Annotated in this window: 23 protein-coding genes; 15 read left to right on the top strand and 8 right to left on the bottom strand. The window is 71.2% G+C overall.

Going from position 1 to position 25,813, the window contains the following annotated elements; translation table 11 throughout:
* Positions 1 to 160 precede the first annotated feature (160 nt).
* Positions 161 to 2,209 carry an AfsR/SARP family transcriptional regulator gene (locus CLT71_RS03855; RefSeq protein ID WP_486483039.1) on the bottom strand — a complete coding sequence of 683 codons (2,049 nt, stop codon included), beginning with the start codon at positions 2,207 to 2,209 and terminating at the stop codon, positions 161 to 163.
* Between the two features lie 75 nt (positions 2,210 to 2,284).
* On the opposite strand from CLT71_RS03855, the gene CLT71_RS03850 reads away from it, so the two are divergent.
* Positions 2,285 to 3,163: an alpha/beta fold hydrolase gene (locus tag CLT71_RS03850; protein WP_101365879.1), complete on the top strand. Its 879-nt coding sequence runs from the start codon at positions 2,285 to 2,287 to the stop codon at positions 3,161 to 3,163.
* A gap of 157 nt (positions 3,164 to 3,320) precedes the next feature.
* On the opposite strand, the gene CLT71_RS03845 is transcribed toward CLT71_RS03850, so the two are convergent.
* Entirely contained in the window at positions 3,321 to 5,693 is a 2,373-nt protein-coding gene (locus CLT71_RS03845) for a hypothetical protein (RefSeq protein ID WP_101365878.1), read from the bottom strand.
* 412 nt (positions 5,694 to 6,105) lie between these two features.
* Between CLT71_RS03845 and CLT71_RS03840 the strand changes: the two genes are divergently transcribed.
* The 4 genes from CLT71_RS03840 to CLT71_RS03825 are packed head-to-tail and all read left to right on the top strand — an operon-like array spanning position 6,106 to position 9,307.
* Positions 6,106 to 6,534 (top strand): helix-turn-helix transcriptional regulator, encoded by a 429-nt coding sequence (locus CLT71_RS03840; RefSeq protein WP_486483038.1) that lies wholly within the window; start codon positions 6,106 to 6,108, stop codon positions 6,532 to 6,534.
* The gene (gene modA, locus CLT71_RS03835) at positions 6,531 to 7,331 is read left to right on the top strand and encodes a type 2 periplasmic-binding domain-containing protein (protein WP_486483037.1); all 801 of its coding nucleotides are present in this window, start codon (positions 6,531 to 6,533) and stop codon (positions 7,329 to 7,331) included. The genes CLT71_RS03840 and modA overlap by 4 nt, the downstream gene beginning before the upstream one ends.
* Before the next feature lie 54 nt (positions 7,332 to 7,385).
* A complete protein-coding gene (locus tag CLT71_RS03830; RefSeq protein WP_101365876.1) occupies positions 7,386 to 8,186 on the top strand; it encodes an ABC transporter permease in 801 nt (266 codons plus the stop codon).
* Positions 8,183 to 9,307, top strand: a complete 1,125-nt coding sequence (locus CLT71_RS03825) for an ABC transporter ATP-binding protein (protein ID WP_199187497.1) — start codon at positions 8,183 to 8,185, stop codon at positions 9,305 to 9,307. Before CLT71_RS03830 ends, CLT71_RS03825 begins: the two co-directional genes overlap by 4 nt.
* 62 nt (positions 9,308 to 9,369) lie before the next feature.
* Here the strand turns inward: CLT71_RS03825 and CLT71_RS03820 are convergent, their stop codons facing one another.
* Positions 9,370 to 10,728 (bottom strand): cellulase family glycosylhydrolase, encoded by a 1,359-nt coding sequence (locus tag CLT71_RS03820; RefSeq protein ID WP_101365875.1) that lies wholly within the window; start codon positions 10,726 to 10,728, stop codon positions 9,370 to 9,372.
* Between the two features lie 487 nt (positions 10,729 to 11,215).
* On the opposite strand from CLT71_RS03820, the gene CLT71_RS03815 reads away from it, so the two are divergent.
* Positions 11,216 to 12,109 (top strand): sulfotransferase domain-containing protein, encoded by an 894-nt coding sequence (locus tag CLT71_RS03815; RefSeq protein ID WP_101365874.1) that lies wholly within the window; start codon positions 11,216 to 11,218, stop codon positions 12,107 to 12,109.
* A 122-nt stretch (positions 12,110 to 12,231) separates the two neighbouring features.
* Here the strand turns inward: CLT71_RS03815 and CLT71_RS03810 are convergent, their stop codons facing one another.
* Entirely contained in the window at positions 12,232 to 12,498 is a 267-nt protein-coding gene (locus CLT71_RS03810) for a helix-turn-helix domain-containing protein (protein ID WP_101365873.1), read from the bottom strand.
* 74 nt (positions 12,499 to 12,572) lie between these two features.
* Here CLT71_RS03810 and map point away from each other — a divergent pair, with 74 nt between their 5' ends.
* Both map and CLT71_RS03800 read left to right on the top strand, forming a co-directional pair.
* Positions 12,573 to 13,391, top strand: a complete 819-nt coding sequence (gene map / locus CLT71_RS03805; protein WP_101365872.1) for a type I methionyl aminopeptidase — start codon at positions 12,573 to 12,575, stop codon at positions 13,389 to 13,391.
* Between the two features lie 162 nt (positions 13,392 to 13,553).
* Complete coding sequence (locus CLT71_RS03800; protein ID WP_143743360.1) at positions 13,554 to 14,105, top strand: hypothetical protein; 552 nt, start codon at positions 13,554 to 13,556, stop codon at positions 14,103 to 14,105.
* 152 nt (positions 14,106 to 14,257) lie between these two features.
* On the opposite strand, the gene CLT71_RS03795 is transcribed toward CLT71_RS03800, so the two are convergent.
* The 4 genes from CLT71_RS03795 to CLT71_RS03780 form a co-directional block, all read right to left on the bottom strand.
* Positions 14,258 to 14,596 carry a peptidase inhibitor family I36 protein gene (locus CLT71_RS03795; RefSeq protein WP_158242167.1) on the bottom strand — a complete coding sequence of 113 codons (339 nt, stop codon included), beginning with the start codon at positions 14,594 to 14,596 and terminating at the stop codon, positions 14,258 to 14,260.
* A gap of 166 nt (positions 14,597 to 14,762) precedes the next feature.
* The gene (locus tag CLT71_RS03790; RefSeq protein ID WP_101365869.1) at positions 14,763 to 15,512 is read right to left on the bottom strand and encodes a GNAT family N-acetyltransferase; all 750 of its coding nucleotides are present in this window, start codon (positions 15,510 to 15,512) and stop codon (positions 14,763 to 14,765) included.
* 119 nt (positions 15,513 to 15,631) lie between these two features.
* Positions 15,632 to 16,834: an MFS transporter gene (locus CLT71_RS03785; protein WP_101365868.1), complete on the bottom strand. Its 1,203-nt coding sequence runs from the start codon at positions 16,832 to 16,834 to the stop codon at positions 15,632 to 15,634.
* A gap of 150 nt (positions 16,835 to 16,984) precedes the next feature.
* Positions 16,985 to 17,575 (bottom strand): DinB family protein, encoded by a 591-nt coding sequence (locus tag CLT71_RS03780; RefSeq protein ID WP_101365867.1) that lies wholly within the window; start codon positions 17,573 to 17,575, stop codon positions 16,985 to 16,987.
* 139 nt (positions 17,576 to 17,714) lie between these two features.
* Here CLT71_RS03780 and CLT71_RS03775 point away from each other — a divergent pair, with 139 nt between their 5' ends.
* The 7 genes from CLT71_RS03775 to CLT71_RS03745 all read left to right on the top strand — a co-directional run bounded on the left by CLT71_RS03775 (position 17,715) and on the right by CLT71_RS03745 (position 25,678).
* A complete protein-coding gene (locus CLT71_RS03775) occupies positions 17,715 to 18,149 on the top strand; it encodes a VOC family protein (protein WP_101365866.1) in 435 nt (144 codons plus the stop codon).
* Positions 18,150 to 18,597: 448 nt separating this feature from the next.
* Entirely contained in the window at positions 18,598 to 21,192 is a 2,595-nt protein-coding gene (gene rph / locus CLT71_RS03770) for a rifamycin-inactivating phosphotransferase (RefSeq protein WP_101365865.1), read from the top strand.
* A gap of 233 nt (positions 21,193 to 21,425) precedes the next feature.
* Positions 21,426 to 21,839, top strand: coding sequence for a DUF6069 family protein (locus CLT71_RS03765; protein ID WP_101371115.1), 414 nt, complete (start codon positions 21,426 to 21,428; stop codon positions 21,837 to 21,839).
* 39 nt (positions 21,840 to 21,878) lie between these two features.
* Positions 21,879 to 22,232: a YciI family protein gene (locus tag CLT71_RS03760; protein ID WP_101365864.1), complete on the top strand. Its 354-nt coding sequence runs from the start codon at positions 21,879 to 21,881 to the stop codon at positions 22,230 to 22,232.
* Between the two features lie 20 nt (positions 22,233 to 22,252).
* Positions 22,253 to 23,452 carry an RNA polymerase sigma factor gene (locus tag CLT71_RS03755; protein WP_101365863.1) on the top strand — a complete coding sequence of 400 codons (1,200 nt, stop codon included), beginning with the start codon at positions 22,253 to 22,255 and terminating at the stop codon, positions 23,450 to 23,452.
* Entirely contained in the window at positions 23,449 to 24,030 is a 582-nt protein-coding gene (locus CLT71_RS03750; protein ID WP_101365862.1) for a dihydrofolate reductase family protein, read from the top strand. Before CLT71_RS03755 ends, CLT71_RS03750 begins: the two co-directional genes overlap by 4 nt.
* A gap of 271 nt (positions 24,031 to 24,301) precedes the next feature.
* Positions 24,302 to 25,678 (top strand): glycosyltransferase family protein, encoded by a 1,377-nt coding sequence (locus tag CLT71_RS03745; protein ID WP_486483036.1) that lies wholly within the window; start codon positions 24,302 to 24,304, stop codon positions 25,676 to 25,678.
* The last annotated feature ends 135 nt before the right edge of the window (positions 25,679 to 25,813 follow it).

Genomic DNA, 25,813 nt, shown 5'->3' with positions numbered 1-25,813 from the left:
CTCGGCATCAGACTCTCCATCCAGGACCCCGCCGCACCAGCCGACGCCACCAAGCCAGCCACCTGCCGGACCAGCCGACCCACCGGGGCAGCCGACCCCACCGGGGCAGCCGAATTCACTGGGCGGTCGGTCTCACTGGGGACAGGTGGCAGTCCGGTGGTCAGGTGGCGGTGCCGTCGAGGGCGGTGGCGAGCCGGTCGAGGTGCCAGGCGACCGGGCCGGCGGTGAGCATCCCGCTGCCGGCACCGGCCAGCTCGGCTGCCGCCGGGGCGAGTTCGGCGTGGGCGCGTTCCACCACCACCCGGTCGCCCAGCGCGATCGCGGCTCGACCGGTGAGGCACCAGAGAGCCTCGAAGAGCAGGTCGTGCGGCGGATCCGGGGTACGGCGCAACGCCACGGCAGCCTCGTCCCGGCGGTCTCGCGCCAGCAGGACGAGCGGTCGGGCCCAGGGGGCGTACGGGCCCCAGTCGGTCGACTCGTCGACGTCGGCCGGTCGGTCGTGCCAGACCCGCAGGCAGAGCAGGGCGAGTGGCAGGAGTCCCCGCTCGACTCCGGGCATGCCGGTCCCACCGAGCTGTGCCGCTGCGGCCCGGTAGGCGACCTCCGCCTCGGCGAACGGCGCCCCGGTCGCGGCCAGCCGCAGCGCCCCGTACCACCGGGTGAAGACGGCGACCAGCGGTCGTTCGTGCCGCTCGGCGACCCGGTCAGCGGCGGCGGCATGCCGGTCCGCGACAGTGAAGTCCCCGAGCGCGCTGCGCGCCTGGAGCCGGATCAGGTGGCCGAGCACCTCGAACGTCGGCAACCCGTTCCGGGCGGCGAGCGCGACGAGTTCCGCACCGACCTCGTCGCGCTCCGGGGCCAGTCCCGCACGCCGGAAGCCCTGCATGAACACACCGTTGAGGGCGAAGGCCAGCAGCGCCGGGTCACCCAGCCGGCGGGCGATCCGCTCCGCCTCCCGGGCCGCCTCGGACCCGCGCGTCGCGCGGGTGCCGCGCGACTCGACGGCGATCGTGGCCAGCAGCCGGGCCCGGGTGGCGGCGGACGAGTCGGGGTGCAGGGCGGCCAGGGTACGTTCGGCAGCCGCCACGATCAGTGCGGCCTGTTCCGGGTCGTCGGAGCGGGTCCAGATCGCCGGTACGTCGTACCCGCCGATCACCCGCGCGGTCAGTTCCGGGTCGCCGAGCTGCTCGGCGGCGGCGATGGCCGCGAACCGCTGTTCCCGGGCGGCTTCGAGCCCGCCCCCACCGGCCACCGCGAGGCTGCGGAGCAGACCGACAGTCGATTCGAGTCGGGCCCGGGCACCGGAGGCCACCGTCCGGTCGTATGCCGCGGCGGTCTCCGCCCAGACCCGGTCGGCGGTCGAGGAAGCATCCCCGGGCTCGACCGGCTCAACTTGACGGAGGATGTCGGTCTCCTGGCGGAGGATGTCGGTCTCCAGCCGGCGCAGTCGTGGCCCCGGGTCGACGCCGAGCTGGTCGAGCAGGAGTGTGCGGGCCCGGCGCAGCACGGCCAGCGCGTCCCCCTGCCGGTCGGTGCGGTAGAGGGCCAGGGCCAGCAACCGCCAGGCTTCCTCCCGCCAGGGGTGCTCGGCCACATGGCCGTCGAGTTCCGCGACGACCTGCGCGGCCCGACCGAGTGCCAGCAACGCCTCGGCCCGCGACTCGACGGCGTGCAGCCGAAGCTGTTCGAGTCGACTGCGCTCCGAACGGGCCCACTGCTCGTCGTCGAAGCCGGCGTAGGCGGGACCGCGCCACCAGCCCAGCGCCCGGTCGAGGCGGTCGAGGGACGGTTCGGGCGGCCCGGCGGAGGTGGCAGCCACGGCCTCCTCGAAGCGCCAGGCGTCGACCCCGTCCGGCGCGGCCCGCAGCGCGTAACCCGGGCCCTCGGTGACCAGCAGCCGGGCCGGGTCGCGCGGTGCCCGGGCCGGCTCCAGCCCGCGCCGCAGCGCCGCCACGAAGGTCCGGACCGCGCTCACCGCACCCGGCGGCGGCTCCGCCCACAGGTCGTTGACGAGCCGGTCGACCGGGACGACCCGGCCGCGTGCCACGACGAGCCGGGCCAGCACGGCGCGGTGTTTCGGCCCTTTCAGGTCGATTGGCGCACCGTTGCCGTCCCAGGCCACAACCGGTCCGAGCACCCCGAAGGTGACCTGCACCCATCCACCCTTCCATGCCGAGGCGACCAACGTAGCGCGCTCCCGGTTGCTCATCCGTTGCTCATCGGGGCTCGGCAGGCTGGACGGGCTGCCCACCGGCGGGCAGGACCGATCAGGAGAGGATCCACCATGGCTGTGACCATTCCCGGCTTCGACCACCGGCGCGTCAGGGTCGACGACGACGTCACGCTCTCCGTGGCGGTGGGCGGCTCGGGCAGCCCGGTCGTGCTGCTGCACGGCTTTCCGCAGACCCACCTGATGTGGCGGCACGTCGCCACCGACCTCGCGGCCGAGCACACCGTGATCTGCCCCGACCTGCGCGGGTACGGCGCCAGCGACAAGCCCGCCGAGCACGGCGCCGAGACGTACGCGAAGCGGACCATGGCCGCCGACATCGTCACCCTGGCCCGGGAGCTCGGCCACCCGCGCTTCGCGCTCGCCGGTCACGACCGGGGCGCCCTGGTCGCCGTCCGGGCCGGTCTCGACCACCCGGAGGCGATCTCGCACCTCGCCGCGCTCGACGTGCTACCGACCCTCGACATGTGGGACGTCCTGCACGGCGTCGGCGCGGCGGTCGCCTTCCACCTCTATCTGATGGCGCAGCCGCCGGGCCTGCCGGAACAGATGATCTCCGCCAGCCCGGATGCTTTCTTCGGCCACTTCCTCGACGGCTGGGCCGGTGACCCGCAGGCGATCCCGGCCGAGGTGCGGGCCGAGTACCTGCGGGCGTCCCGGGAGGCGGTGCCCTCCATCGTCGCCGACTACCGCGCCTCGGCGGGGATCGACGTCGCGCACGACGAGGCGGACCGGGCGGCCGGGCGCCGGCTCGGTATGCCGGTCACGGTGGTCCAGCAGGACTGGGGGGCCGCGCTCGGCTACGACGCCGCCGCGCTGTGGCGGGCCTGGGCTCCGGACCTGGTGCACCAGACCACCTCGGCCGGGCACTTCATGGCGGAGGAGGCACCCGGGGAGATCAGCGATGCGATCCGGGCGCTCGTCGCCCGCTGACGCCCACGAGCGTCCGTCGTGCACCGCCACCCGCAGCGCCAGGCCGCGCGCCCGGGTACGGCCAACCGAGCGGTCCCGCCCGATCGGCGGAGCGGGAAACCGCCGGAGGTACCCCTGACAACCCAGGATTCCTCCGGCGGTTCACCTGTGGATCAGCTCACGCGTCGTCGTCCTGGACGGTGAGCATGCCGTAGGCGTCACCAACCGAAACGCCCTGCACGGCCTTGACCGCGACGATGTAGCGCCGGCCGTCCCCGGGCTGGGTGTTGCCGGTCACCGCGATCGGGATGGCGATGGTGGTGCTGCCCGGCGTCACGTTCACCACGCTGGCGCTGGCGAACCCGGTCGCCGGGTCCACCACGAAGACCCGCACCTGTCCGGTACCGCTGCCGGAGACCTGCGCCGGCAGCTGGTAGGTGACAGTCCCCGAGTTGCCCTCCTGGACCGTCCGCTCTCCCAGGTCGACCCGGGGCAGCGAGACCGGCTGCGGTGCGGGGGTACCGGGTCGCCAGCCCCAGGCGTCGATGAACCAGATCCTGGCCCACGTCTCACCTGCGCGCGGCACCAGCACCAGGGTGGTGATCTGGCCGAGGTTCAGCCCGGCCGCCCTGGCGTTGGTCAGCGGCATCCGTACCTCCTGCGCCCAGTCGTCGGACGACTGGGTGGGCGCCGGCAGCGGGTCGAGGGTGGTGGTGCCCAGCGTGGCCTGCCGGCCAGCCGAGTCGGTGACGGCGACGTCGAACTGGGTACCCGGCGAGCCGGACGGAACCCCGACCCGCAACGCCACCTGCTCCGCGTCGGAGAGCGAGACCGCCGTCGGCGGGCGGAGGCCGACCGGTGTGCCCGGTGCCCGCCAGTCCACCTCGATCGCGTACCGGCCCGCCTCCGGAACGACCGGGTCGAAGGAGGCGAAGTGCGGGGAGTTGGAGTTGCGGCACCCGGTGGGTGTGCTCAGCGGGGTGATCTGCTCACAGAGCCGTCCGGCGGGGCTGGTGATCACTGTGGCGGCGTCGGGGACCAGCAGACGGGTCCGGTTGCCGCCGACCGCGTGACTGAGCACGGTCGCCGGGTCGGTCGAGGGTGCCCGGACGCCGGATCCGTCGAGCAGCGGGCGTACCTGGTCGTTGCCGGCGACGAAGGTGGCCGCCGCGGCGGCGACGTAGGTGGCGCCGACGTTCTGCTGCTGTTGCGGCGTCAGCCGCATCGTCGACGCCGTCCGGCAGACCGGGTCGTTCTGGCTGGGGTAGTCGTCCCAGGACATCGCGACGGAGAGCCCGGGAGTCCACTCGGTGTTGAAGTAGTTGTGGTTGGCGCCGATGGCGTAGACGACGCCGTGCAGGGCGTAGCCGCGCCCCACCCCACGGGTGGCGTCAGCGTAGAGCTGCCCTTGCAGGTCGGTGAGGTCACCGTCGCAGCTCGGCAGGATGGTCACCGACGGTACGTCCGGAGCCGGGTTGTGGCTGTAGATCGACGGGGCGATAAGCGCCAGCCCGCGGATCTGCCAGCGCACCGTACCGGTGTAGCCGTCCTGGCCGGCGGGTGGCAGGGTGAGGCTGTCCACGGCGGCCCGGCTGACACCCTCGCCACCTCGGGAGTGCCCGACCAGCAGCACGCTGGACATGTTCGGCACCGGGGCCGAACGCACCACGGCAGGTGCGCTGGGGCGGCCCGTGCCGGCCCAGTCCGCCCAGCGGCCCAGGTGCAGCCGGACCAGCGAGGAGCGGGCCTGCGCGCCGGCGTCCTGCGGTGGCAGGCCGAGGCCGTCCTGGGCGTTGACGGAGTTGGCCGAGATGGAGACTGTGACGTATCCCTGTGAGGCCAGCACCTGCTGGATCCGCTCGTACCCCCGGTAGCTGGGCAGCGAGTTCCAACCGCTCGGGCAGGGCCAGACCGTTGTCGGCTCGGCGGTGCCCTGGTAGCAGGTGGGGTGCCGGCCGTGCAGGATCAGCACCAGCGGTCGCTGGCCCGACGTTCCCTGCGGCGCCACCACGTAGCCGCGCATCTCCACCGGTACGGCGAAGCCCGGCAACTGCACGTCCGGCAGCGCGTACTCGCCACTGATCGTGGAGTACGGGCCGGGTACGCCGGGGTCGACCGGGTTCGGCGGCAGTTGGGCGGCCGTGAACGTCGGCGTCTCCTCGCTCCGGCTCGCGTCACCGGAGTCGACCGGCGCGTCGAGGCGCCGCCCGCCGGCCCGTACCTGTAGTCCGGTCAGGTCGCGGGCGGTGACGTCGTCGATGGAAAGGTGGAAACCGCGCTGGTCGCTCGTTGCCCCGGGACGGCCGAGCAGCCGGTCACCGGCGTAGAACCCGATCGCCGCGCCCCCGGTCCGGACCGGCTGGGCCGGGTGCCAACTGAGTTCGAAGCCGGTCGCGGTCGCTCGCAACCTCCAGTCGTCCGGCAAGGGCGTCCGGGCGACGACCGCGGCCCGGCCGGATGGTTCCGCCGGGTCCGCCCAGGCGGCGCTGCCGCCGCCGAGCGTCACCGTCAACGAGATGGCGGCAGCCATCACCGCTCTGCCGACGTGCATGGACGTCCTCCCCCGTGTGTATTCCGTTGTCGGTGCAGTCGCGAGCCACTCGGGAGCGCTCCCACGCCGCTGCGAAAGCCATCCTAGATCGATCGACCCGTCACGATCAATGGATCGTGTTCGTCTGACTACTGTGGATGAGCAATCGGGCAGGATGTGGGCAAGGAGCGCGGCCGAGCCAGCACAGATCCACATAGAACGGACCGCTGGCGCCGCCACCGACGTCACGGCACCGGCGGCGACATCGGCCGGGGCCCGCTCGCCGGCCGACCTCACCATTCCGGTACGTGGCGAAGCTCGCCCGCCACTCCCAGGTCTCGAGCGGATGCAAGCCGATCCGGCTGTTGAGCCTCGCAAATGCGGCATAGCGACGCGGCTTTACCCAGCAGATGCTGGAGCGTACCCTGACCGGGTGACGACGAGGTTCCGGATCGGCGAGGCGGCAGAACTGCTCGGGGTCAGCGTCGACACGGTGCGGCGCTGGATCGATGCCGGCCGCCTGCCCGCGCTCCGCGACGAGTACGGGCACCGCCTGATCGACGGGAAGACGCTTGCCGCATTCGTGCGGGCTCAGGCGGCCGAGCCGGACGAGCGCACCGAGGACTCCTCGGCACGCAACCGCCTGCGCGGCATCGTCACCGCCGTGGTCAAGGACACGGTGATGGCCCAGGTGGACATCCAGGCGGGCCCGTTCCGGCTGGTGTCGCTGATGAGCCGCGAGGCCGTCGAGGACCTCGGCCTGGAGGTCGGGTCGGTCGCGGTGGCGGTGATCAAGTCGACAACTGTCGTGGTGGAGAAACCGACGACTGCCGTCAGCGGCCGAGGAAGGACCGGTCAGTGAGAGCGACGCGATTCCGCGCCGGCCTGGCCACGCTCACCGCACTGGCGGTGCTGACGCTCGCCGGCTGTGGCGACGGTGACGAAGGCTCCGCAGCGCCGTCGTCGGGCAACGGCAGCCAGGTCACCGGCACCCTCACCGTCCTCGCGGCGGCGTCGCTGACCGAGTCGTTCACCAGACTGGGCCGTGACTTCGAGGCGGCCAACCCGGGCGTACGGGTCAGCTTCAGCTTCGCCGGCAGCTCCGCGCTGGCCAACCAGATCGGCCAGGGCGCACCGGCAGACGTCTTCGCCTCCGCGTCGGCGGCCAACATGAGGACCGTCACCGACGCCGGTGACGCCGACGGCGCCCCGACCACCTTCGCCCGGAACCAGCTCGTGATCGCCGTGCCGAAGGGCAACCCCGACGGGGTGACCGGGCTGGCCGACCTGACCGGGGCGGGCGTCAAGGTGGCGCTCTGCGCCGAGCAGGTGCCGTGCGGAGCGGCAGCGCAGCAGGCACTGGCCGGAGCAGGGGTGAAGGTCACGCCGGTCACCCTGGAGCAGGACGTGAAGGCGGCGCTGTCGAAGCTGCGGCTCGGCGAGGTCGACGCGGCGCTTGTCTACCGGACCGACGCCAGGGCCGCCGCCGAGGACGTCGACGGGATCGAGTTCCCCGAGTCGGCCGGAGCCATGAACGACTATCCGATCGTGGTGCTCAGGGACGCGCCCAACAAGGCGGCCGGGCAGGCGTTCGTCGGGTACGTGCTCTCCGACGCCGGCCGGGGCGTACTCGCCGCCGCCGGATTCCAGGCACCGTAACCGGTGTCCCTCCTCGATGACGCGCCCTCGGCGCCCCCGGCCGGAAGGAGTGCGGTGGCGCGGCGGCGCCGGCGCACCGGCCGGGTGCCGGTGGCACTGCTGCTGCCGGCCGCGCTCGGCCTGCTCTTCCTGGTGCTGCCCCTGATCGGTCTACTGTTACGCGCACCGTGGAGCACCCTCCCGCACCGGCTCACCGAACCGGGGGTGGTGACCGCGCTCCGGCTGTCGCTACAGACCGCCACCCTCGCCACCCTGCTCTGCCTGCTGTTCGGCGTACCGCTGGCCTGGCTGCTCGCCCGGGTCGAGTTCCCCGGCCGCCGGGTCGTACGCGCGCTCGTCACCGTGCCGCTGGTGCTGCCGCCGGTGGTGGGCGGCGTCGCCCTGCTGCTGGTCTTCGGCCGTCGGGGACTGCTCGGCGAGTGGCTCGACAGCAGCTTCGGGATAACCCTGCCGTTCAGCACCGCCGGGGTGGTCCTCGCCGAGGCGTTCGTCGCGATGCCGTTCCTGGTCATCGCCGTCGAGGGGGCGCTGCGCGGCGCCGACACCCGCTACGAGGAGGCGGCGGCCACCCTCGGCGCCGGTCGGTGGACCACCTTCACCCACGTCACGCTGCCGCTGGTGGCTCCGGGCATCGCCGCCGGGGCGGTACTGTGCTGGGCGCGGGCGCTCGGCGAGTTCGGCGCCACGATCACCTTCGCCGGCAACTTCCCGGGCCGGACCCAGACCATGCCGCTCGCCGTCTATCTGGCGCTGGAGACCGACCTGGAGGCGGCGATCGTGCTGAGTCTGCTGCTGCTCACCGTCTCGGTGGCCATCCTGGCCGGCCTGCGGGACCGCTGGATCACCAGCCCATGACGGCCGTCTCGGTGACCCGGGCCGACGCCGAGACCGGCGTGCCGCTGCTCGACGCGCACCTGGTAGTCGACCGGGGGTCCTTCCGGCTCGACGTCGCGCTGCGGATCAGCCCCGGTGAGGTGGTCGCACTCCTCGGCCCGAACGGCGCCGGCAAGACCACCGCACTGCGGGCGCTGGCCGGCCTGCTCCCGCTGACCGGCGGGCGCATCACCCTCGACGGTCGGGACCTGGACCGGCCCGACCGGGGCCGCTGGACGCCACCCGAGCGGCGGTCGATCGGGGTGGTCTTCCAGGACTACCTGCTCTTTCCGCACCTCACCGCCCTGGACAACGTCGCCTTCGGGCCGCGCCGGCACGGCATCGACCGCAGGCAGGCCCGGCGACACGCCGCCGAGTGGCTCGACCGGATGGGCCTGGCCGGACTTGCCCGGCACAAACCACGGCAGCTCTCCGGCGGCCAGGCCCAGCGCGTGGCCCTGGCCCGGGCCCTCGCCGTCGACCCGGCACTGCTGCTCCTCGACGAGCCGCTGGCCGCGCTCGACGCCCGGACCCGCCTCGACACCCGTACCGAACTGCAACGCCACCTCGGCGCCCATCCCGGTGCCACCCTGCTGGTCACGCACGACCCGCTCGACGCCCTCGTCCTCGCCGACCGGCTCGTCATCGTCGAGGAGGGCCGGGTCGTCCAGGAGGGCGACGCCGCCACGGTCACCGGGCAGCCCCGCACCGACTACGTCGCCCGGCTGGTCGGGCTCAACCTCTATCGCGGCGTCGCCGACGGTGACGCCGTACGGATCAGCGACGGTTTCTCGCTCACCACCACCGACCACCCGCGCGGGGAGGTCTTCGTCGCGTTCCCGCCCTCCGCGGTCGCCCTCTACTCCGGCCGCCCCGACGGCAGCCCTCGCAACGTCTGGCAGGGCACCATCTCGGCGATCCAACGCCACGGCGACAACCTGCGGATCCAACTGGCCGGGCCGATCCAGGTCGCCGCCGACATCACCCCGGCCGCCGCCACGCAACTGCGACTCGCTCCCGGGCAGCCGCTCTGGGCGGCGGTCAAGGCGACCGAGACCCGGGTCTATCCGGCGGCCGGCGGGCGGGCACAGGCGCACCGGTAGCGGACCGGCTGCGAAGGCCGGTACGGCAGGGCCGGGATCGTCCTGCCGTACCGGCCGGTGGCTCAGCTCGCGGCGCAGGCCAGCGTCGGCGCGCTGTTGGTGCCGGTCCAGGAGCCGAGGAACCCGAAGGTGGTGCTCGCCCCGGCGGCGAGGCTGCCGTTGTAGCTCATGTTCCGGGCCGTCACGTTCGACCCACTGGTGGTCACTGTCGCGTTCCACGCCTGTGAGACGCGCTGGCCGTTGCCGAAGGTCCAGGTCACCGTCCAGCCGTTGACCGTCCTGCTACCGGCGGTCACCCGCACCTCACCCTGGAATCCGCCGCCCCACTGGCCGGTGACGGCGTAGGTGGCGGTGCAGGCGCCGCTTCCGCCCGGCGGGGTGGTGGTGGGGTTCACCGGTGGGGTGGTCGTCGGCGTGACCGGCGGGGTGGTCGGGCCCGGCGTCACGCTGTTGTAGACGCTGGCCTGCCGGGCGGTCGCCCTGATCCCGTTGGCACCGTTGAAGATCCGCTCACCCCAGGTGGTGAGCTGGTTCGGGTCGAAGTTGGCGGCCATGTCGAGGATCGGATCGGTGTTGCCGCTCCACGACCAACCGAGGTAGCCCAGACCACGTGCGTTCGCCTCGGCGAGGATCGTCTCGTGGTCCACCTCGCCGGAGTTGAACCGCCAGCCGAACTCACCGATCACCAGCGGCCAGCCGTTGGCCTGGAATCGGTTCAGGTAGTCCGTGATGCTCGCGGCGGTGTTGAACACCGCGTACATGTGGATCGACAGTACGGTGTTGCGCTGGGTGTCGGCGTCCAGGATCGTCTGTGCGTTGTCCCGCATGACGTACTGCCAGTCCTGGCCCCAGTTCGGCCCGTCGACCATCAGCAGGTGCTGGAAGCCGTTGCTGCGCATCCTGGCGATGGCCGAGGTGGTGGCGGCGGTCCACTGCCCGGCGTTGGTGTTGCCGATCGGCTCGTTGCCGATGTTGATGACGACGAAGTTCTCCTGACCGACAAGTGCGCTCTTCTGGCTGATCCAGTAGTCGACCGCCTCGTCGAGTGAGGCGGCCGCCCCCTCCTCGCCGTAGCCGGTGGTGTCGTGCACCTCCAGTACGCAGATCAGCCGGTTCTGCTTGCACAGTGAGATCACCGCGGCGACATCGGTGGACGGACCCCACCGCTTGCCACTGCCGAGTACGACGCGCACGGTGTTGGCGCCGAGCGCCTTGATGTCGGCGAACGCCCTGGTCTGGCCGGTGAACCAGACGTGCGGGTGGTTGACGCCGCGCATGACGAACGTCTGGCCGTTCGCCTCGACGATGTTCCGGCCGCTGATGTGCAGGCCGACGGCGGCTTCCGCCGGCCCGACGGAGAGCAGTACGGAACCGGCGACCGCGAGCAGGACGGCGCCGAAGGCAGCGAGTTTTCTTCTCATGACCTACCTCGAGCTGAGGCCCCGGTACCGGGGCAGGGCGGGGTGGCCACGGGCCTGAGCCCCCGACGATCGCTGCCCTGCTCTCGGGGGTGGGTGGGCGCAGTCCGCTGGCTGGTTCTGGATGATCCGGCTCGTGGACGCACGGTACGCCGCACCGACCCCGCGTGCAATCCATCAGCTTCGATGCGGGGCCCTCCTGAGTCGTCGAACCGCGAGCTCGGTGCCGGTTCGGGCAGGCTGGACCGCCGAGGGCCGGCCACTGCTGAGATGTGAACGCCGGGTAAACCCGATGTAGCCTCGTGGGCGGAGCTGAGGCATCCGGCATTGCCGGAGCGCGACCCACCCGGCGTGTCCCGGCCCTGGCTCCACCTCGACGTTCGAGGGCGCCCACCAGCTTGAATCGTGTCCCGACCCGCACCACCTGAATACGTGTCTCGACTTGGCCTGACGGTCCCCCGGCCGTGCAGGTATGGAGAGGATTTAGGCGATGATGGATCGTGCCGTTACCTTCACCAAGCACCACACACCCAATTCCGTACGCGTGGTGGCGCGACGAGTGATGTGTGAGGCGCACAACACCAGACTGCGACTCGCCGTACCGGTCGAAGTCCGAAGCGAGTACGTCAACGTGTATCACTGCACCATCCGCAAATCAGCCAGCCAATGGGTCAAGGCCGTGTTCAACGACCCGGTCGTGTACCGGCATTCTGGCCTGCTCCCCTACGACCCGCGCCCCTACAAGTGGCGCTATCCGCAGCCCTTCCCGCCCGGTCGAATGGTCTCGTCTCTCTTCGTGTCCCACAAGGGCTTCATGAACATCCCCAAGCCCGACCGCTACCGGGCCTTCTTCGTGATGCGCGATCCCCGCGACATCGTCGTCTCCGGCTACTTCTCCTACCGAAGCTCGCACACCGCCATGGGTGACGTTCCGCAGGTGCGCAAGGCGCTGCAGGACAAGTCGCCGAAGGAGGGCCTGCTGCACGTCATCGAGCACCTCGACAACAAGGGCACCTTCCGGTCCCTTCGCGCGTGGGCGAATGCTCAGAGCACGGAAGCCATCCGGCTGTTCCGGTACGAGGACCTGACCGGGGAGCGGCAGGTGGACGAGATGGACCAGTTGATGCGCCACTGCGGGATCGTCATTCCACGGCCCGAACTGGAGGCCCTGCTGTCCCGGTACAGCTTCTCGAGGATGCGGAGCGGCCCGGAGAATCCGGGGACGGTCTCGCACTATCGCAAGGGGCGGTCCGGCGACTGGCGCAACCACTTCGACGACGACGTGCACGAGGCGTTCGTCGCGGCAACGGGTGACCTTGTCGAGCTACTCGGATATTCGGCGCAGGTTCCGGCTCCACACAAGTCGCGGGAACAGGATTCCTGAACACTTCGCCGAACGGCGGCGGGCCGGGTCGGGTTACCGGCCCGGCCCCATTTTCCCGCGCGGCAGGCCGCTGCCGCAGCGGCGGGCAGGTTCCCCCACCGGAGTTTCTGGGCGGCGGGTGGTCAGGACGCCTGACGGATGGGCATGTCGGCCAGCCAGACGTCGGCCAGCTCACCGAGGGGGACGTCGAGGGCCTGGCTGAGGCAGACCACGGTGCCGAAGGCAGGTGCGGGCAGGCGCCCCGCCTCGATCTTGCGCAGCGTCTCCGGGGAGATACCGGCCGCCACGGCCACCTCGACCAGGCTGCGGCCGGCCCGCGCGGACCGGAGGGCAGCTCCGAGGCGCTGACCCGCGGCGATCTGTTCGGCGGTGAGCGGTTGGCGAACCATGACCGCAGGATACCCCTCCGGGGAGCCCGGCCAGACGTGGTATAAAAATACCGCACCGGGAGAGGGAGGCTGTCGTGATCGAGTTCAAATCCGCCGTGGAGATCGACCGGATGGCGGTGGCCGGTCAGTTCGTCGGCGAGTTGCTCGCCGAGCTGAGCGCACGCGCCGCGGTCGGCGTCAACCTGATGGACCTCGAACACCACGCTCGGCGCCGGATCGCCGAACGCGGCGCCGAATCCTGCTACTGGGACTACTCCCCCTCGTTCGGTCGCGGCCCGTTCCGGAACGTACTGTGCCTCTCCGTCAACGACGCGGTGCTGCACGGCCTGCCGCACGACTACCTGCTGCGGGACGGTGACCTGCTCAGCATCGACATGGCGGTCGGCATCGACGGCTGGGTCGCCGACTCCGCGCTCTCGGTCGTCGTCGGCACCCCCGACCCGGCCGACCTGAGGCTGATCGAGGCCACCGAGGTCGCGCTGGAGGCCGGCATCGCCGCCGCCCAGCCCGGCGGTCGTCTCGGTGACATCTCCGCCGCGATCGGCGAGGTCGCGCATTCCTACGGCTACGGTGTGAACGCCGAGTTCGGCGGCCACGGCATCGGCCGCACCATGCACGAGGCGCCGCACGTGCCCAACCGAGGCCGCCCCCGCCGAGGCATGAAACTCGAACCCGGCCTCACCCTCGCCATCGAGCCCTGGTTCTGCCGCTCCACCGACAAGATCAGGTTCGACGACGACGGTTGGACGATCCGTTCCGCCGATGGTTCCCGCACCGCCCACTCCGAACACACGGTCGCGGTCACGCCATCCGGCCCGCAGGTCCTGACCCGTCGCCCGACACCGAGCGCCAGCTCGGCCGAGCGCGCCGAAAGGCCCGGCACCGCCTCCTGACCGACCGCCACCTCTGTCCAAAGCCGACCCACCGTCCGCGTCGGGTCCGGCTCCGCTGCCCGGCGCCGCGGTGGCACCCGGGGCCGGTCCCGGGATCGGGTACGCCGAACCGCCGCGTCTCGGTGACCCACCGGTGGCCTGTCACACCCTAGGCTTGCCGGCATGGCACCCCCGACACCCGAAACGGGCTCGAACAGCAGGCTGGTGCGGGCCCCCAACGAGGTCATCGCCCGCATCGAGCAGGAGGTCCTGCCCAAGGTCGGCACGACTCGAAAGTGGACGGTGCTGGGGGCCTACGCCCTCGTCTTCACCTGGCCACCGGTCTTCGTCGCGCTCGCGGTCACGACCCTCGTCGCACCCTCGGTGACCAACGGGGCGAGTGTCGGCAGGACAGCCCTCTGGGCGCTGCTGTTCGCAGTCCTGAACGCGATCTCGGCGATGCTCACGACACTGCGACGGCGCTCGCCCGAGCGTGAGGCGGCCGAGCCGGACGGCTCGGCTCGAAAGATCGTGCTGCGCCTCGCGATGTATGCGTTGCTGACCGCCGCGTATGCGGGCGTGGTGCTGGCCCCGCAGGGGCTTTCGGTCGGTCAGATCGCCACGCTGGCGGCGGTGCTGTTCGTGGTACTGCACGTGTTGCCGATGGTCGTGGCCAGGCTGCTAGGCAGGCTCGGCCGGCGCCATCAGGCCGACCGCTCCGAGCCGGCGTCGTGACCGCGCTTCCCGCGCGGCAGGTCCCCGGGTTTGCGCAGCACACGCGCTGCGCCCCACCGACGCTCGCAGGCGGGCACCGGGTACCCGCCTGCGAGCGTCGGATGTGACCCCGGACAGCCGCACCGGTAGTGCGTACCGCCGGGGCAGGGTCGCTACCGCTGGACCCAGACACTGTCCGGGGTGAACGAGCCCAGGTTGGAGATGCCGGAGTTGCTCGGTACCTGGTACGGGTCACCGAGGCAGTCGTCGTTCTGGAACATGGCCGAGCTACGGGCGTGCGTGTTCTGCACCGAGTGCGCCCGGTCGCCCCAACCCGCGTCCACCAGGCTCACGCAGGTGCCGCTGGGGTTGAGGGAGGTCACGGCGAACATCTCACCGGTGTAACCGACTCCCTCGTAGAGGCAGAGGGCGTTCGACGGGCAGGTCGCGGCGGCGTCGATTGTGGACACCGCAGCCGCCGAGACCGCGCCGGACGTACCGAACAGAGCCACCGCCGACAGACCCGCTACGAGAAGAGAGGAACGCAGACGCCGTACCAACACATCGACCTCCGTGAGTTGGATGTTGGATTCGGACTATATCCACGTGTCGCCCGGCACGGTAGTTGTCCGGCATTGCCCATTGCAGCGGATCCCGATCCAGAAAGACGGGACTGGCTCAGCGCAGGGCGCGATGATAAGTGCGGATGACGTCCCCGTCGGGGGTGACCCGCTGGGACCCGGCCTCCCACCCCAGACGCTCGTAGAAGCCGACCGCCCCGAGCGGTCCGGTCGAGGTCTGCACCTCGATCGACGCGGCACCGGCAGCCCGGACGTACTCGACGAAACGCTCCACCAACCACTCACCGATCCCGCTCTTGCGCCAATCCGGCCGCACCGCCAGCGCGGTCATGACGGCGACCTGTGCCGTGGAGGTCGACCGGGCTGGTACCGGCGCTGACCGGCGGTGGCGCAACCGGTGGATCCACGGCCGGACCCGCGATCGCAGCAGGCGGGCGGCGACGCGGGGCCGGACGGAGATCGCGGCGAGCCCGGCCACCGCCAGGGAGAGCACGGTACGCCGGTCCGCCATCAACCCAGCGGCGTAGCCGGCCTGGTCGCTGGTGCCGATGAGGAATCCGACAAGCTCCTCCGGGGCGGCTGTGGGGTCGACGACGACATAGCCGACGCCGTGCGGCGAGTCGAGGAAGGTTCGCTGCCAGCGACGGACGAAGCCAGCCCCGAGCGACGGGAAGAGCCCGAAGGGCAGGAGCAGTACATGCGCATCAGCCGTGGCCGGCAGGTCCTCGTGCGTCGCCGGCCGCAGCAGGATCTGCCCGGAGGCGGGTTCGGTTGCCGTGGTACCGGAATTCGGCGCCGACGTGCCGCCGACGTCGGCGCCGCTGGTGGTCCTGGGCAGGAAACGCATAACCTCGACAACCTCGATATCAGGGCGGAAGTCCGCCCCCGCCGCAGGTCACCTCGCCTTGCTGGTACCTCCGGTAGGTCCTCCGGACGCCCCCGCTGTGCTACCCGCGTCCCCTCGCGTTATGCCTGCTTCGGAAACCGGACATCGGGCGTGGTGGCCAGCAGGAACGTCGACACGGCCGCGAACGCGGCGGCACCGACGAAGACCAGACCCGGGGACGCGTGACTGAGCGACCACCCGAAGGCCAGTCCGGCGGCGATCGGCACCACGGTCTCGGCGACCGCGCCGATTCCGGTGAGCGCGCCCTGCACGATCCCCTGCTCCTCGGCCCGGACGTTGCGTGAGATCCACGACTGGGCGGCCGCGCCACCGACCGAGCCGAGCACCCCGACCGCCTGCACGAGGTAGAGCATCCACCCGACGGAGACGAACGCCGTAGCCGACAGCGCCGTGACGCTGAGCAGACTGCCGGCCACCGCGGCCCGCTTGTCCCCGAGCCGGCGGACCACCGGACCGACGGCGCGGGCCTGGAAGACCGCGCCGAGGAGCGCGGCGGCGGCCATCACCACGCCGATGTGCGTGGTGCTCCAGGCGAACTGGTACGTGAGGAAGAACGTCCAGGTCGACTGGTGGATCATCCGGGCGACATCGGCGCAGAAGCGGGCGTAGCCGAGCCGCCCGAGTACCGGCCGACGCAGCACGACGGCGACGGCGCGGAACGGGTTCGCCGTCCGCAGCGTCAGTGCGGTGCTCCGGTCACCGGGTCGCGACTCGGGTAGGACGAACCAGCCGTAGGCGACGTTGCCGAAGGACAGCGCGGCGGCGGCGAAGAACGGCAGGCGCACGTCGACGGCACCGAGCAGGCCGCCGATGGTCGGACCGGCGATGAAGCCGAGCCCGAACGCGGCGCCGACCAGCCCGTACGCGCGAGCCCGCGACTCGGGTTCCGTGACGTCCGCGATGTACGCGTTGACCACCGTCCTCGTTCCGGCACAGGCCGCCGCGAGGGCGTGGAACACCAGGAGCGTCCAGGGGGTGTGCGACATCGCGTGGGCCAGCCAGTCCACGCCGAGACAGGCCAGCGACACGAGCAGGACGGGCCGTCGACCGTACCGGTCGGAGAGCCGCCCGAGCAGCGGCGAGACCGCGAACTGCAACAGGCCGTAGATCGATCCGAGCAGACCCGACCAGAGGACCGCCGCGGCGGCGTCCCTGGTCACGGCCGTCATCAGGGAAGGCAGGATCGGCACGATCAGGCCGAGCCCGAGCATGTCGAGGAAGACGGTGACGAGGAGGAAGGAGAGGGCGGGCGCCCGGCGCATCACGGCTCCTGAGTCTCGAGGGGCAGGGCCCCCTCGAGACTCACGGTCCGCCGAAAGTACGGAGGATCAGATTATCTGCGCTGTCAAACGGTTTTTCTGGTCGCGCCGTGGGCTACGGTGCGTCCCGGCGCGAGAACACGGACCGGGCGGTCAGCCGAACCGGTCGGCGAGTTCCGTCAGCTTGCTGACGTAGGCCGGCCAGTCCACGTCGTCCGGGAGGTTGGTGTTCTCCCGGCGCAGGCCGATCGCGTTGTCGTACTGCTCGCGCATGATGTCAGCGTGACCCGCGTGCCGGGCGAGGTCGCAGATCACATGCACGATGACCTTGTGCAACGTCACGTCCTGCGCGCCCGGCCGCCACCACGGCACCTGACCGGGCGCGTCGAGCGGTAGCTCTTCGATCGTCTGGTCCGCGAATTCCGCGACCCGGCGGTACAGATCGATCAGGCCGTCCTTCGTCTCGTCCTCCCGCGCGTACCAGTCTGCCTGCGGGTCCTGCTCGAACGCCTCCACCGGGACCAGTTCCCCGGGCGTCGGGAACTCGCGTCCGAAGACCGGGCCGAAGTAGCTGGCCTCGACGTTGAGGCAGTGCTTGACGGCTCCCAGGAGGTTGTTGCCGGTCGCGGTCCGGGGAAGCCGCGCCTCGCGTTCGCTCAATCCGTCGAGCTTCCAGATCAAATCGTCGCGTGTCACCCGGAGGTAGCGCAGCAGCGCAGCCTTCGGGTCGTCAAGATCAGCCATGCCCGCCAGTCTTCCTCATCCGCCGGAACCGGCCACGCGTGGCGCCACCCCCAGGATCGCCACCGGTTGGCCGGGCCGGCGTCCCCGGCACGGCCGGGCCGGCGCAACGGCGCGAGGTCCGCCCTCCTATGCTGGGCCGATGGCGTCGGTCAAGCAGATCCAGGTCACCTTCGACTGCGCGGAACCTGAGCGTGTCGCTCGGTTCTGGTGCGAGGTGCTGGGATACGTCGTGCCTCCGCCGCCGGACGACTTCGCCAGTTGGAGCGACTACGACCGGTCGCTGCCGCCCGAGCGGCAGGGTGCGGCGTTCGCCTGCGTCGACCCCACGGGTGTGGGCCCGCGGCTGTACTTCCAGCGCGTCCCCGAGGGCAAGGTCGTCAAGAATCGAGTACATCTCGACGTGCGGGCCGGTACCGGGCTCGTGGGCGAGGAACGCCTGGCCGTACTCGAGGCCGAAGCCGCCCGACTGGTCGCGCTCGGCGGGGTACGCGTGCGACTATTACGTGCCGACGACCACAACGAGTCGTGCCTCGTGATGCAGGACGTCGAGGGCAACGAGTTCTGCCTCGACTGAGTCACCCCTTTCGGCTCCGACACCGCACGCGACGACTCGGCCCGCGAGGGCTGGTTCGCCGACGGTGACCCGAGGGGCCGATCCCTCCTCCGCTCCGTACCCGTCGCCCGGCCAGCCTCCGGGCGCGCTTCCGGCTGTCCAGCAACCGATGGGCTGGACGGATCAGGCCGAACAAAGAAATCGAAGAAGGCCGAAGAAGAGACCGCAAAAAAGACGTCGAAGAACAGACAATGGCAAGGAGATCTCTCCCTGCCACTCCTAACTTATACCGCACCGGGGGCCTTGCGGCAAGACCCGGGTTGTGGCGCAGAATCGTCGGCCGAGCCACAACCTGCGGAAATGGGGGGCGCAACGTGCGCATGTTGTTGTCGGTGTTCGGCGAGGTCGCGGTCCGGGTGGGTACGCCGCCCGTCTGGCCGGTACGGCCGAGTGCCTCGGGGGTGTCGAAGTGATCGAGCAGTACGTCTTGGATCTGCGAGAGATTGGCGGGACGCAGCCCGCGATCGTCGGTGGCAAGGGCGCGCACCTCGGCGAGCTGTCACGGATCGACGGGATCCGCGTGCCGGCCGGGTTCTGCGTGACGACGGAGGCCTTCCGGCGGATCACGGCGGCGGCCTCGATCGACGATCGGCTCGATCGGCTGTCGCGGCTGAGCCCGGACGATCGGGAGTCGATCCGCACGCTCAGCGCGGAGATCCGCCGAACCATCGAGGAAACCACCATCCCGGACGATCTCGTGGTGGCGATCACCGGCGCCCTCACCCGGACCGGTGAGCAGAGCGCCTACGCCGTCCGGTCCAGCGCGACGGCGGAGGACCTGCCGACGGCCTCCTTCGCCGGCCAGCAGGACACCTATCTGAACGTCGTGGGGCGGGCGGCAGTTCTGGAGCACGTCAGCCGGTGCTGGGCGTCGCTGTTCACCGAGCGGGCCGTGACCTACCGCCAGCGCAACGGAATCGACCATCGTACGGTCCAGATGGCCGTGGTGGTGCAGCAGATGGTCTTCCCGCGTACCTCCGGCATCCTCTTCACGGCCGATCCGGTCACGGGCAACCGGAAGGTCTCCACAGTGGACGCCAGCTTCGGGCTGGGCGAGGCCCTCGTCTCCGGCCTGGTGAATCCGGACGTCTTCAGGGTGCGCGACGGCGAGATCGTCGACCGGACGGTCGCCGCCAAGAAGCGTGCCATCCACGCGGTGCCGGCCGGCGGTACCCGGGAGGTGGCGATCGACCCGCAGCGGCAGGAGCAGCCGGCCCTGACGGATGCGCAGGTACTCCGGCTGGTGCGGCTCGGGCGTCAGATCGAGGCGCACTTCGGCCGCCCGCAGGACATCGAATGGTGCCTGGTCGACGAGGAGTTCCAGATCGTCCAGAGCCGGCCGATCACCACGCTCTTTCCCGTACCCGTGGCCCCTGACGCGGAGAACCACGTCTACCTCTCGGTCGGCCACCAGCAGATGATGACCGACGCCATGAAGCCGCTCGGGGTCTCCATGTGGCAGCTGACGGCCATGGCACCGATGCACGAGGCCGGCGGGAGGCTCTTCGTAGACGTCACCCCGGGGCTCGCCTCGGCCGCCGGCCGCGCCGCGCTGCTGGCCGCGATGGAGCGAGCCGATCCGTTGACCAGGAACGCGCTGGAGACCGTCCTCGACCGAGGCGACTTCATCCCGCCTGCTCGGGAAGCGGCGCCCGGCGGGCCGCCGGCCGGCGGTGCGCCCGCTCCGATCGAGGCCGACCCGGCCATCGTCAGGGAACTCATCGAGCGCAGCGAGGCGTCCATCGCCGCCCTGCGGCGCAACATCCGGGGTAGGACCGGACCCGCGCTCTTCGACTTCCTGCTCGAGGCGTTCCAGGATCACAAGCGGGCTATCGGCGATCCGCTGAGCATGCAGGTGATCATGGCGGGCATGGAGGCCACCTGGTGGCTCAACGACCGGTTGCTGGAGTGGCTGGGCGAGAAGAACGCGGCCGACACACTCACCCTGTCGGCTCCGCACAACGTCACCTCCGAGATGGGGTTGGCGCTGCTCGACGTCGCCGACGTGATCCGGCCGTACCCGGAGGTGGTGGCGTTCCTGCACGAGGTCGAGGACGACGGCTTCCTCGACGAGTTGCCGAAGTTCACCGGCGGCGCCGAGGCCCGCGACGCGATCGAGAGCTACCTCGACCGTTACGGCATGCGCTGCGTCGGCGAGATCGACATCACGAGGCCACGCTGGAGCGAACGCCCCAGCACGCTCGTGCCGCTGATCCTCGACAACGTGCGGAACTTCGAACCGGGGGCCGCCGAACGGCGCTTCGCGCGCGGACGGCGGCAGGCGGAGCAGAAGGAACAGGAGGTACTCGCCCGCCTGCGGGACCTGCCGGACGGGGAGCGGAAGGCGGACGAGGCAAAGCGGATGATCGACCGGGTCCGGACCTTCATCGGGTACCGGGAGTACCCGAAGTACGGCATCGTCAGCCGGTACTTCGTCTACAAGCAGGCGTTGCTGGCCGAGGCCGAGCGCCTCGTGCGGGCCGGCGTCATCGGTGAACCGGAGGACATCTTCTACCTCACCTTCCAGGAACTCCACGAGGTCGCGCGTACGAACCGGGTGGACGCCCGGCTCATCGAGGAGCGCAGGGAGGCGTTCCGGGCGTACCAGGCGCTCACGCCGCCCCGGGTACTCACCTCGGACGGCGAGGCGCTCGTCGGGGCGTACCGGCGGGACGACGCGCCCGCCGATGCCCTGGTCGGGCTGCCGGTCTCCACCGGGACCGTCGAGGGGCGGGCCCGGGTCGTCCTCGACCTGGCGCAGGCCGATCTGGAGGCGGGCGACATCCTGGTCACTGCCTACACCGATCCCAGTTGGTCACCCCTGTTCGTGGCGGTCGCGGGCCTGGTCACCGAGGTGGGTGGCCTGATGACCCACGGCGCGGTGATCGCCCGGGAGTACGGCCTGCCGGCCGTGGTCGGGGTGGTCGACGCCACCCGGCTGATCCGGGACGGGCAGCGGATCCGGGTGCACGGCACGGACGGGTACGTCGAGATCCTGTCCTGACCGGGATCGAGAGCGGTCGAGACCGCCTCGGCCGCCGCGTGGCTTCGCCGGGGTCGGGGTGACACGGGACTATCGTGGCTTCATCCGCTATGCCGGAATTTCTCCTGGACGTACACCGGGCTCGAATCTTCCCGAGAAGATCTGGCCGGGCCTGTCGATCGGGCTTGATCCTTTTCGTAGCCCTGGTGAGAGCCCGGCACGGAGCCGGTCCGTACGCCCAACTGGAGGGCACGATGACCACCACTGTTACCCCGACCCGCGCCACCGGCTCGACCGTCGGTGCGCTGATCCGGACCGGCGTCGTCGCCACCGTCGCCGCGAGCGTCGCCACCACTGTCGTCGCCGCCGCCGGCCACGCGGCAGGAGTCAGTCTCGACATCGGCGGCACCCCGATCCCGCTCAATGGGTTCGGGGTGCTGACCGCTGTCTTCTCGCTGATCGGCGTGATCATCGCCGCGCTGATGACCCGGTTCGCCAGGCGTCCCCGGCGCACGTTCGTCCGGACGACAGTGGTGCTGACGGTCCTGTCGCTGGTGCCGGACGTGGTCGTCGACGCCGGGGTGGCCACCAAGGCACTGCTGATGCTCACCCACCTGGTCGCGGCCGCGATCGTGATCCCCGCTGTCGCACGCCGCCTGGCCGGCTGACCCGTCGCCATCCGAGGCGCCGAACTACGGAGGACAGTCATGAAGCAGTACCTGCTTTCCGTGCATCTCGTCGAGGGCGCGCCGACGCCGTCCGACGAGGAGATGCAGACCATGTTCAGGGAGACCGATCGGATCAACGAGGAACTACAGGCCGCCGGTGCCTGGGTCTTCGGCGGAGGACTCCGGTCGCCGGACAGCGCCACGGTCGTCCGGGTCGAGAACGGCGCCACCACCATGAGTGACGGGCCGTTCGTCGAGACGAAGGAGCACATCGCCGGATTCTGGGTCATCAAGTGCGCGGACCTGGACCAGGCGCTGGCCTGGGCCGAGAAGTGCGCGGCGGTCTGCGGGCCGATCGAGGTACGCCCCTTCGACGACCTGTCCCAGGCCTGAGCGGGAGCCGGTCACCCGACATGGACCTGGCGAGCATCTACCGGGCGGAGTACGGCCGCTGCGTCGCCACCCTGACCCGCCTCCTCGGTGACATAAACCTCGCCGAGGAGGCGGTCCAGGACGCCTTCACCACGGCACTGCAGAAGTGGCAGACCCCGCCGCCGAACCCGGGCGCCTGGATCGTGACCACGGCGCGGAACCGGGCCATCGACCGGCTCCGCCGGGAGTCGACCCGGGAGACCCGGCACGCCCAGGCCCTGCTGCTGCACCAACAGGACCAGCCCCAGGAAGTGGGACCGGTGAAAGACGACCAACTCCGACTCATCTTCACCTGCTGTCACCCGGCGCTCGCGCCCGACGCGCGTACCGCCCTCACGCTCCGGCTGCTCGGCGGCCTCGAAGTACCGGAGATCGCCCGGGCCTATCTGATCCAGGAGGCGACGGTCGCCCAGCGGATCGTGCGGGCCAAGAAGAAGATCCGCGACGCCGGCATCCCCTACCGGGTGCCCGAGGAACACGAGCTGCCCGACCGGCTACCGCCGGTGCTCACCGTGCTCTACCTGATGTTCAACGAGGGCTACACGTCCACCGCCGGACCACTGATCAGGACGGACCTCTGCGCCGAGGCGATCCGGCTCGCCCGCGAACTGGCCACTTTGATGCCGGACGAGCCCGAGGTCCTCGGCCTGCTCGCCCTGTTGCTGCTGACCGAGGCGCGCCGGCCGGCCCGGCTCGGCCCGGCCGGCGAACTGGTGCTGCTGGCCGACCAGGACCGGTCGTTGTGGGACCGGGCGCTGATCGCCGAGGGCCACGACCTGGTACGCCGTTGCCTGCGGCGCAACCGGCCCGGCCCGTACCAGATCCAGGCCGCGATAAGCGCGGTGCACACCGACGGCGACGCCACCGACTGGCAGCAGGTCCTGGCCCTCTACGACCAGCTCCTCGCGCTCGCGCCGAACCCGATCGTCGCGCTCAACCGCGCGGTCGCCGTCGCCGAGGTGCACGGACCGGCGGTGGCGCTCGCCGCATTGGAGGACCTCGACCTGCCGGGCTATCACCGACTGCCCGCCACCCGCGCCGAACTGCTGGCCCGGCTCGGCCGCGACGCGGAGGCCCGAGCCGCCTACGACCAGGCGATGGCACTGGCCACCAACGAGACCGAACGCAGCTTCCTGAACGACCGTCGTACCGCACTCGACCGCACGAGGAGAGAGTCATGACCGCCACCTACACCTTCGACGTCTTCACCAGCCTGGACGGCTTCGGCTCCGTTGACGGTGGTGACTGGGGCGGCTACTGGGGCAAACAGGGTCCCGAGCTGCTCGAACACCGCCTCGCCCTGTACGACGAGGAGCAGCGCATGGTCTTCGGCGCCGACACGTACCGGGTCTTCGCCCAGTTGCTCGCCGAGAGCACCGAGGAGTCCGAGGTACGGGACGCCTGGGTCACCAGGATGAGGGAACTCCCGGCGACTGTGGTGTCGAACACGCTGGCCGAACCCCTCGACTGGCCGGACGCGACCCTGGTGCGTGGCGACGCGGTCGAGGTCGTGGCCCGGCTCAAGCAGGAGTCGGCGGTGCCGTTGCGCTCGCACGGCAGCCTGTCGATGAACCGGGCGCTGATGGCCGCCGGTCTGGTCGACCGGATCCAGGTGACGGTCTTTCCGGTGATCACCGGCAAGACCGGGGCGGAACCGATCTTCCAGGGTGCCGACGACTTCGACCTGGAGCTGGTGGCGAGCCGGACCCTCGACGGCCGTACCCAGGAACTCACCTACCGGCCCACCCTGCATCGCTGAGGCCCGCCTCGACCCTCGACCGCCTGGCCAGGCTGCCGCTGGTAATCGAAATGCCGGCCGTGCGTGGTTCGCCACGCACGGCCGGTGCGCACCTGCCGGCAGTCGTTCGTCGCCTCGGGCGGGGGCGCGGCGGAATCGGGCGGGGCGCGGCGGAACCGCGCGTGATCGAGGTTCGGTCCAGGAACGGTGCAGGGGGAATCGTTACCTTTTCTGCTTACCGCTGCCCGGACACCGATCCGGACGACCGGCGCGGTGGATGCGGAGGAGCGCCGTGACAAGCACCTACCTGGGCGCCGACGCGGACGAGGCCGGACACCCGCCGCCGCGCCGCGAGCCGGAGTCGAGCAGACCGGCACCGGCCGGGCCACATCGCCGGTACCCGATGGTCGGTCTGGTGGTGCTGCCGGTGGTGGTTGCGGCCGCCGCAGTTGCGGTGCAGCAGGCCACCGGAAGCTTCTGGGGAGACCTGGCGACGTACCAGGCGGGCGCCTCCGCAGCGGCCTCCGGGGACGGCGCGCTCTACCAGGCCACGCATCGGGGAACGGACGGCATCGCGCTGGGTTTCACCTATCCGCCGTTCGCGGCCCTGCTGTTGCAGCCGCTGGTGCCGGTCGGTTTGCCCGTCGCGGTCGGGCTGTGGACCCTCGCCTCGGTCCTCGCGCTGCTGGCAGCGATCTGGCTGACACTGCGGGCGGTGGGTGTGCCGGCGGAGCGTCGCGCGCTGGCGACGTTGGCCGGCGGGGTCGTCGCGCTGCCGATGTTCCCGGTCTCCGGGCACCTCCAGACCGGACAGGTCGGGCTCTTGCTGATGCTGCTCGTGCTTGTCGACCTGACCGGCGACCCCCGGCGGCGCTGGTCCGGGCTCGGCGTGGGAATCGCCGCCGGGATCAAGCTCACTCCGTTGATCTTCGTGCTCTACCTGCTGGTCACCGGCCGGTTCCGGGCCGCCGGTACCGCGCTCGCCGGTTTCGCCGCCACCGTGGCGCTCGGGTTCGCCTGGCGGCCGGACGACTCGGTGCGGTTCTGGACGGACGCGCTCCTGGACACCTCCCGGGTCACCGCCGATCCCCGGACCATCCTGAACCAGTCGCTGGCCGGTGCGCTGGCCCGGCTCACCGACTCTGCCGAGCCGGGTACCGGCTGGCCCGTGCTGGCCGTGATCGTCGCGGTGCTCGGGATGGCGGTCGCGGCGTACTGGGCCCGGGCCGGGGAGCATCTGCTCGGCGTTCTCGCCTGTGCCACGACCGGTCTCCTGGTCTCCCCCGTCTCCTGGCACCACCACTGGGTCTGGTGCGTACCCGCGCTGGCGCTGCTCGGCGTCAGGTCATGGCGGGCGCGCAGCCGGCTTGGGCTCGCCGCCACCGCCCTGGCCTGGCTCGTCCTCGTCGGCACCACCAGTTGGGTCCTCGCCGGGCTGCACGGCTGGGACCTGCACTTCCGGGGTTGGGGCCTGCTCTACAGCAATCTCTACGTGCTGGTCGGCCTCGCCGGGCTCGGCTACCTTCCGGTCCACCTGCGGCGGGCCGGGAGACGCGGTCCGGCCCGTCGCCCCGTCGACCCGCCCGGCCGGGTCCGTCGACGCGGCGCGCCGCGTCCGTCCGGTGCCGAGCCGCGGGCGCTCGGGCCGGCCTCCGGCGGCGGGACGTAGCACCCTCCACTTCGGAACAGTCGCGCCCGGGCCGTCTTCCGGTATCCGAATCAGTGGCCCACCTGCCGCTGCGCAGTCGGGTAAGGTTCGGCGGCGTGACCCTCACCCAGCCGAACGGACGTCCTTGCCAGCGGG

It is taken from the genome of Plantactinospora sp. CNZ320 (genome assembly GCF_002846275.1).
This window is presented reverse-complemented; position numbering and strand designations above follow the sequence as displayed.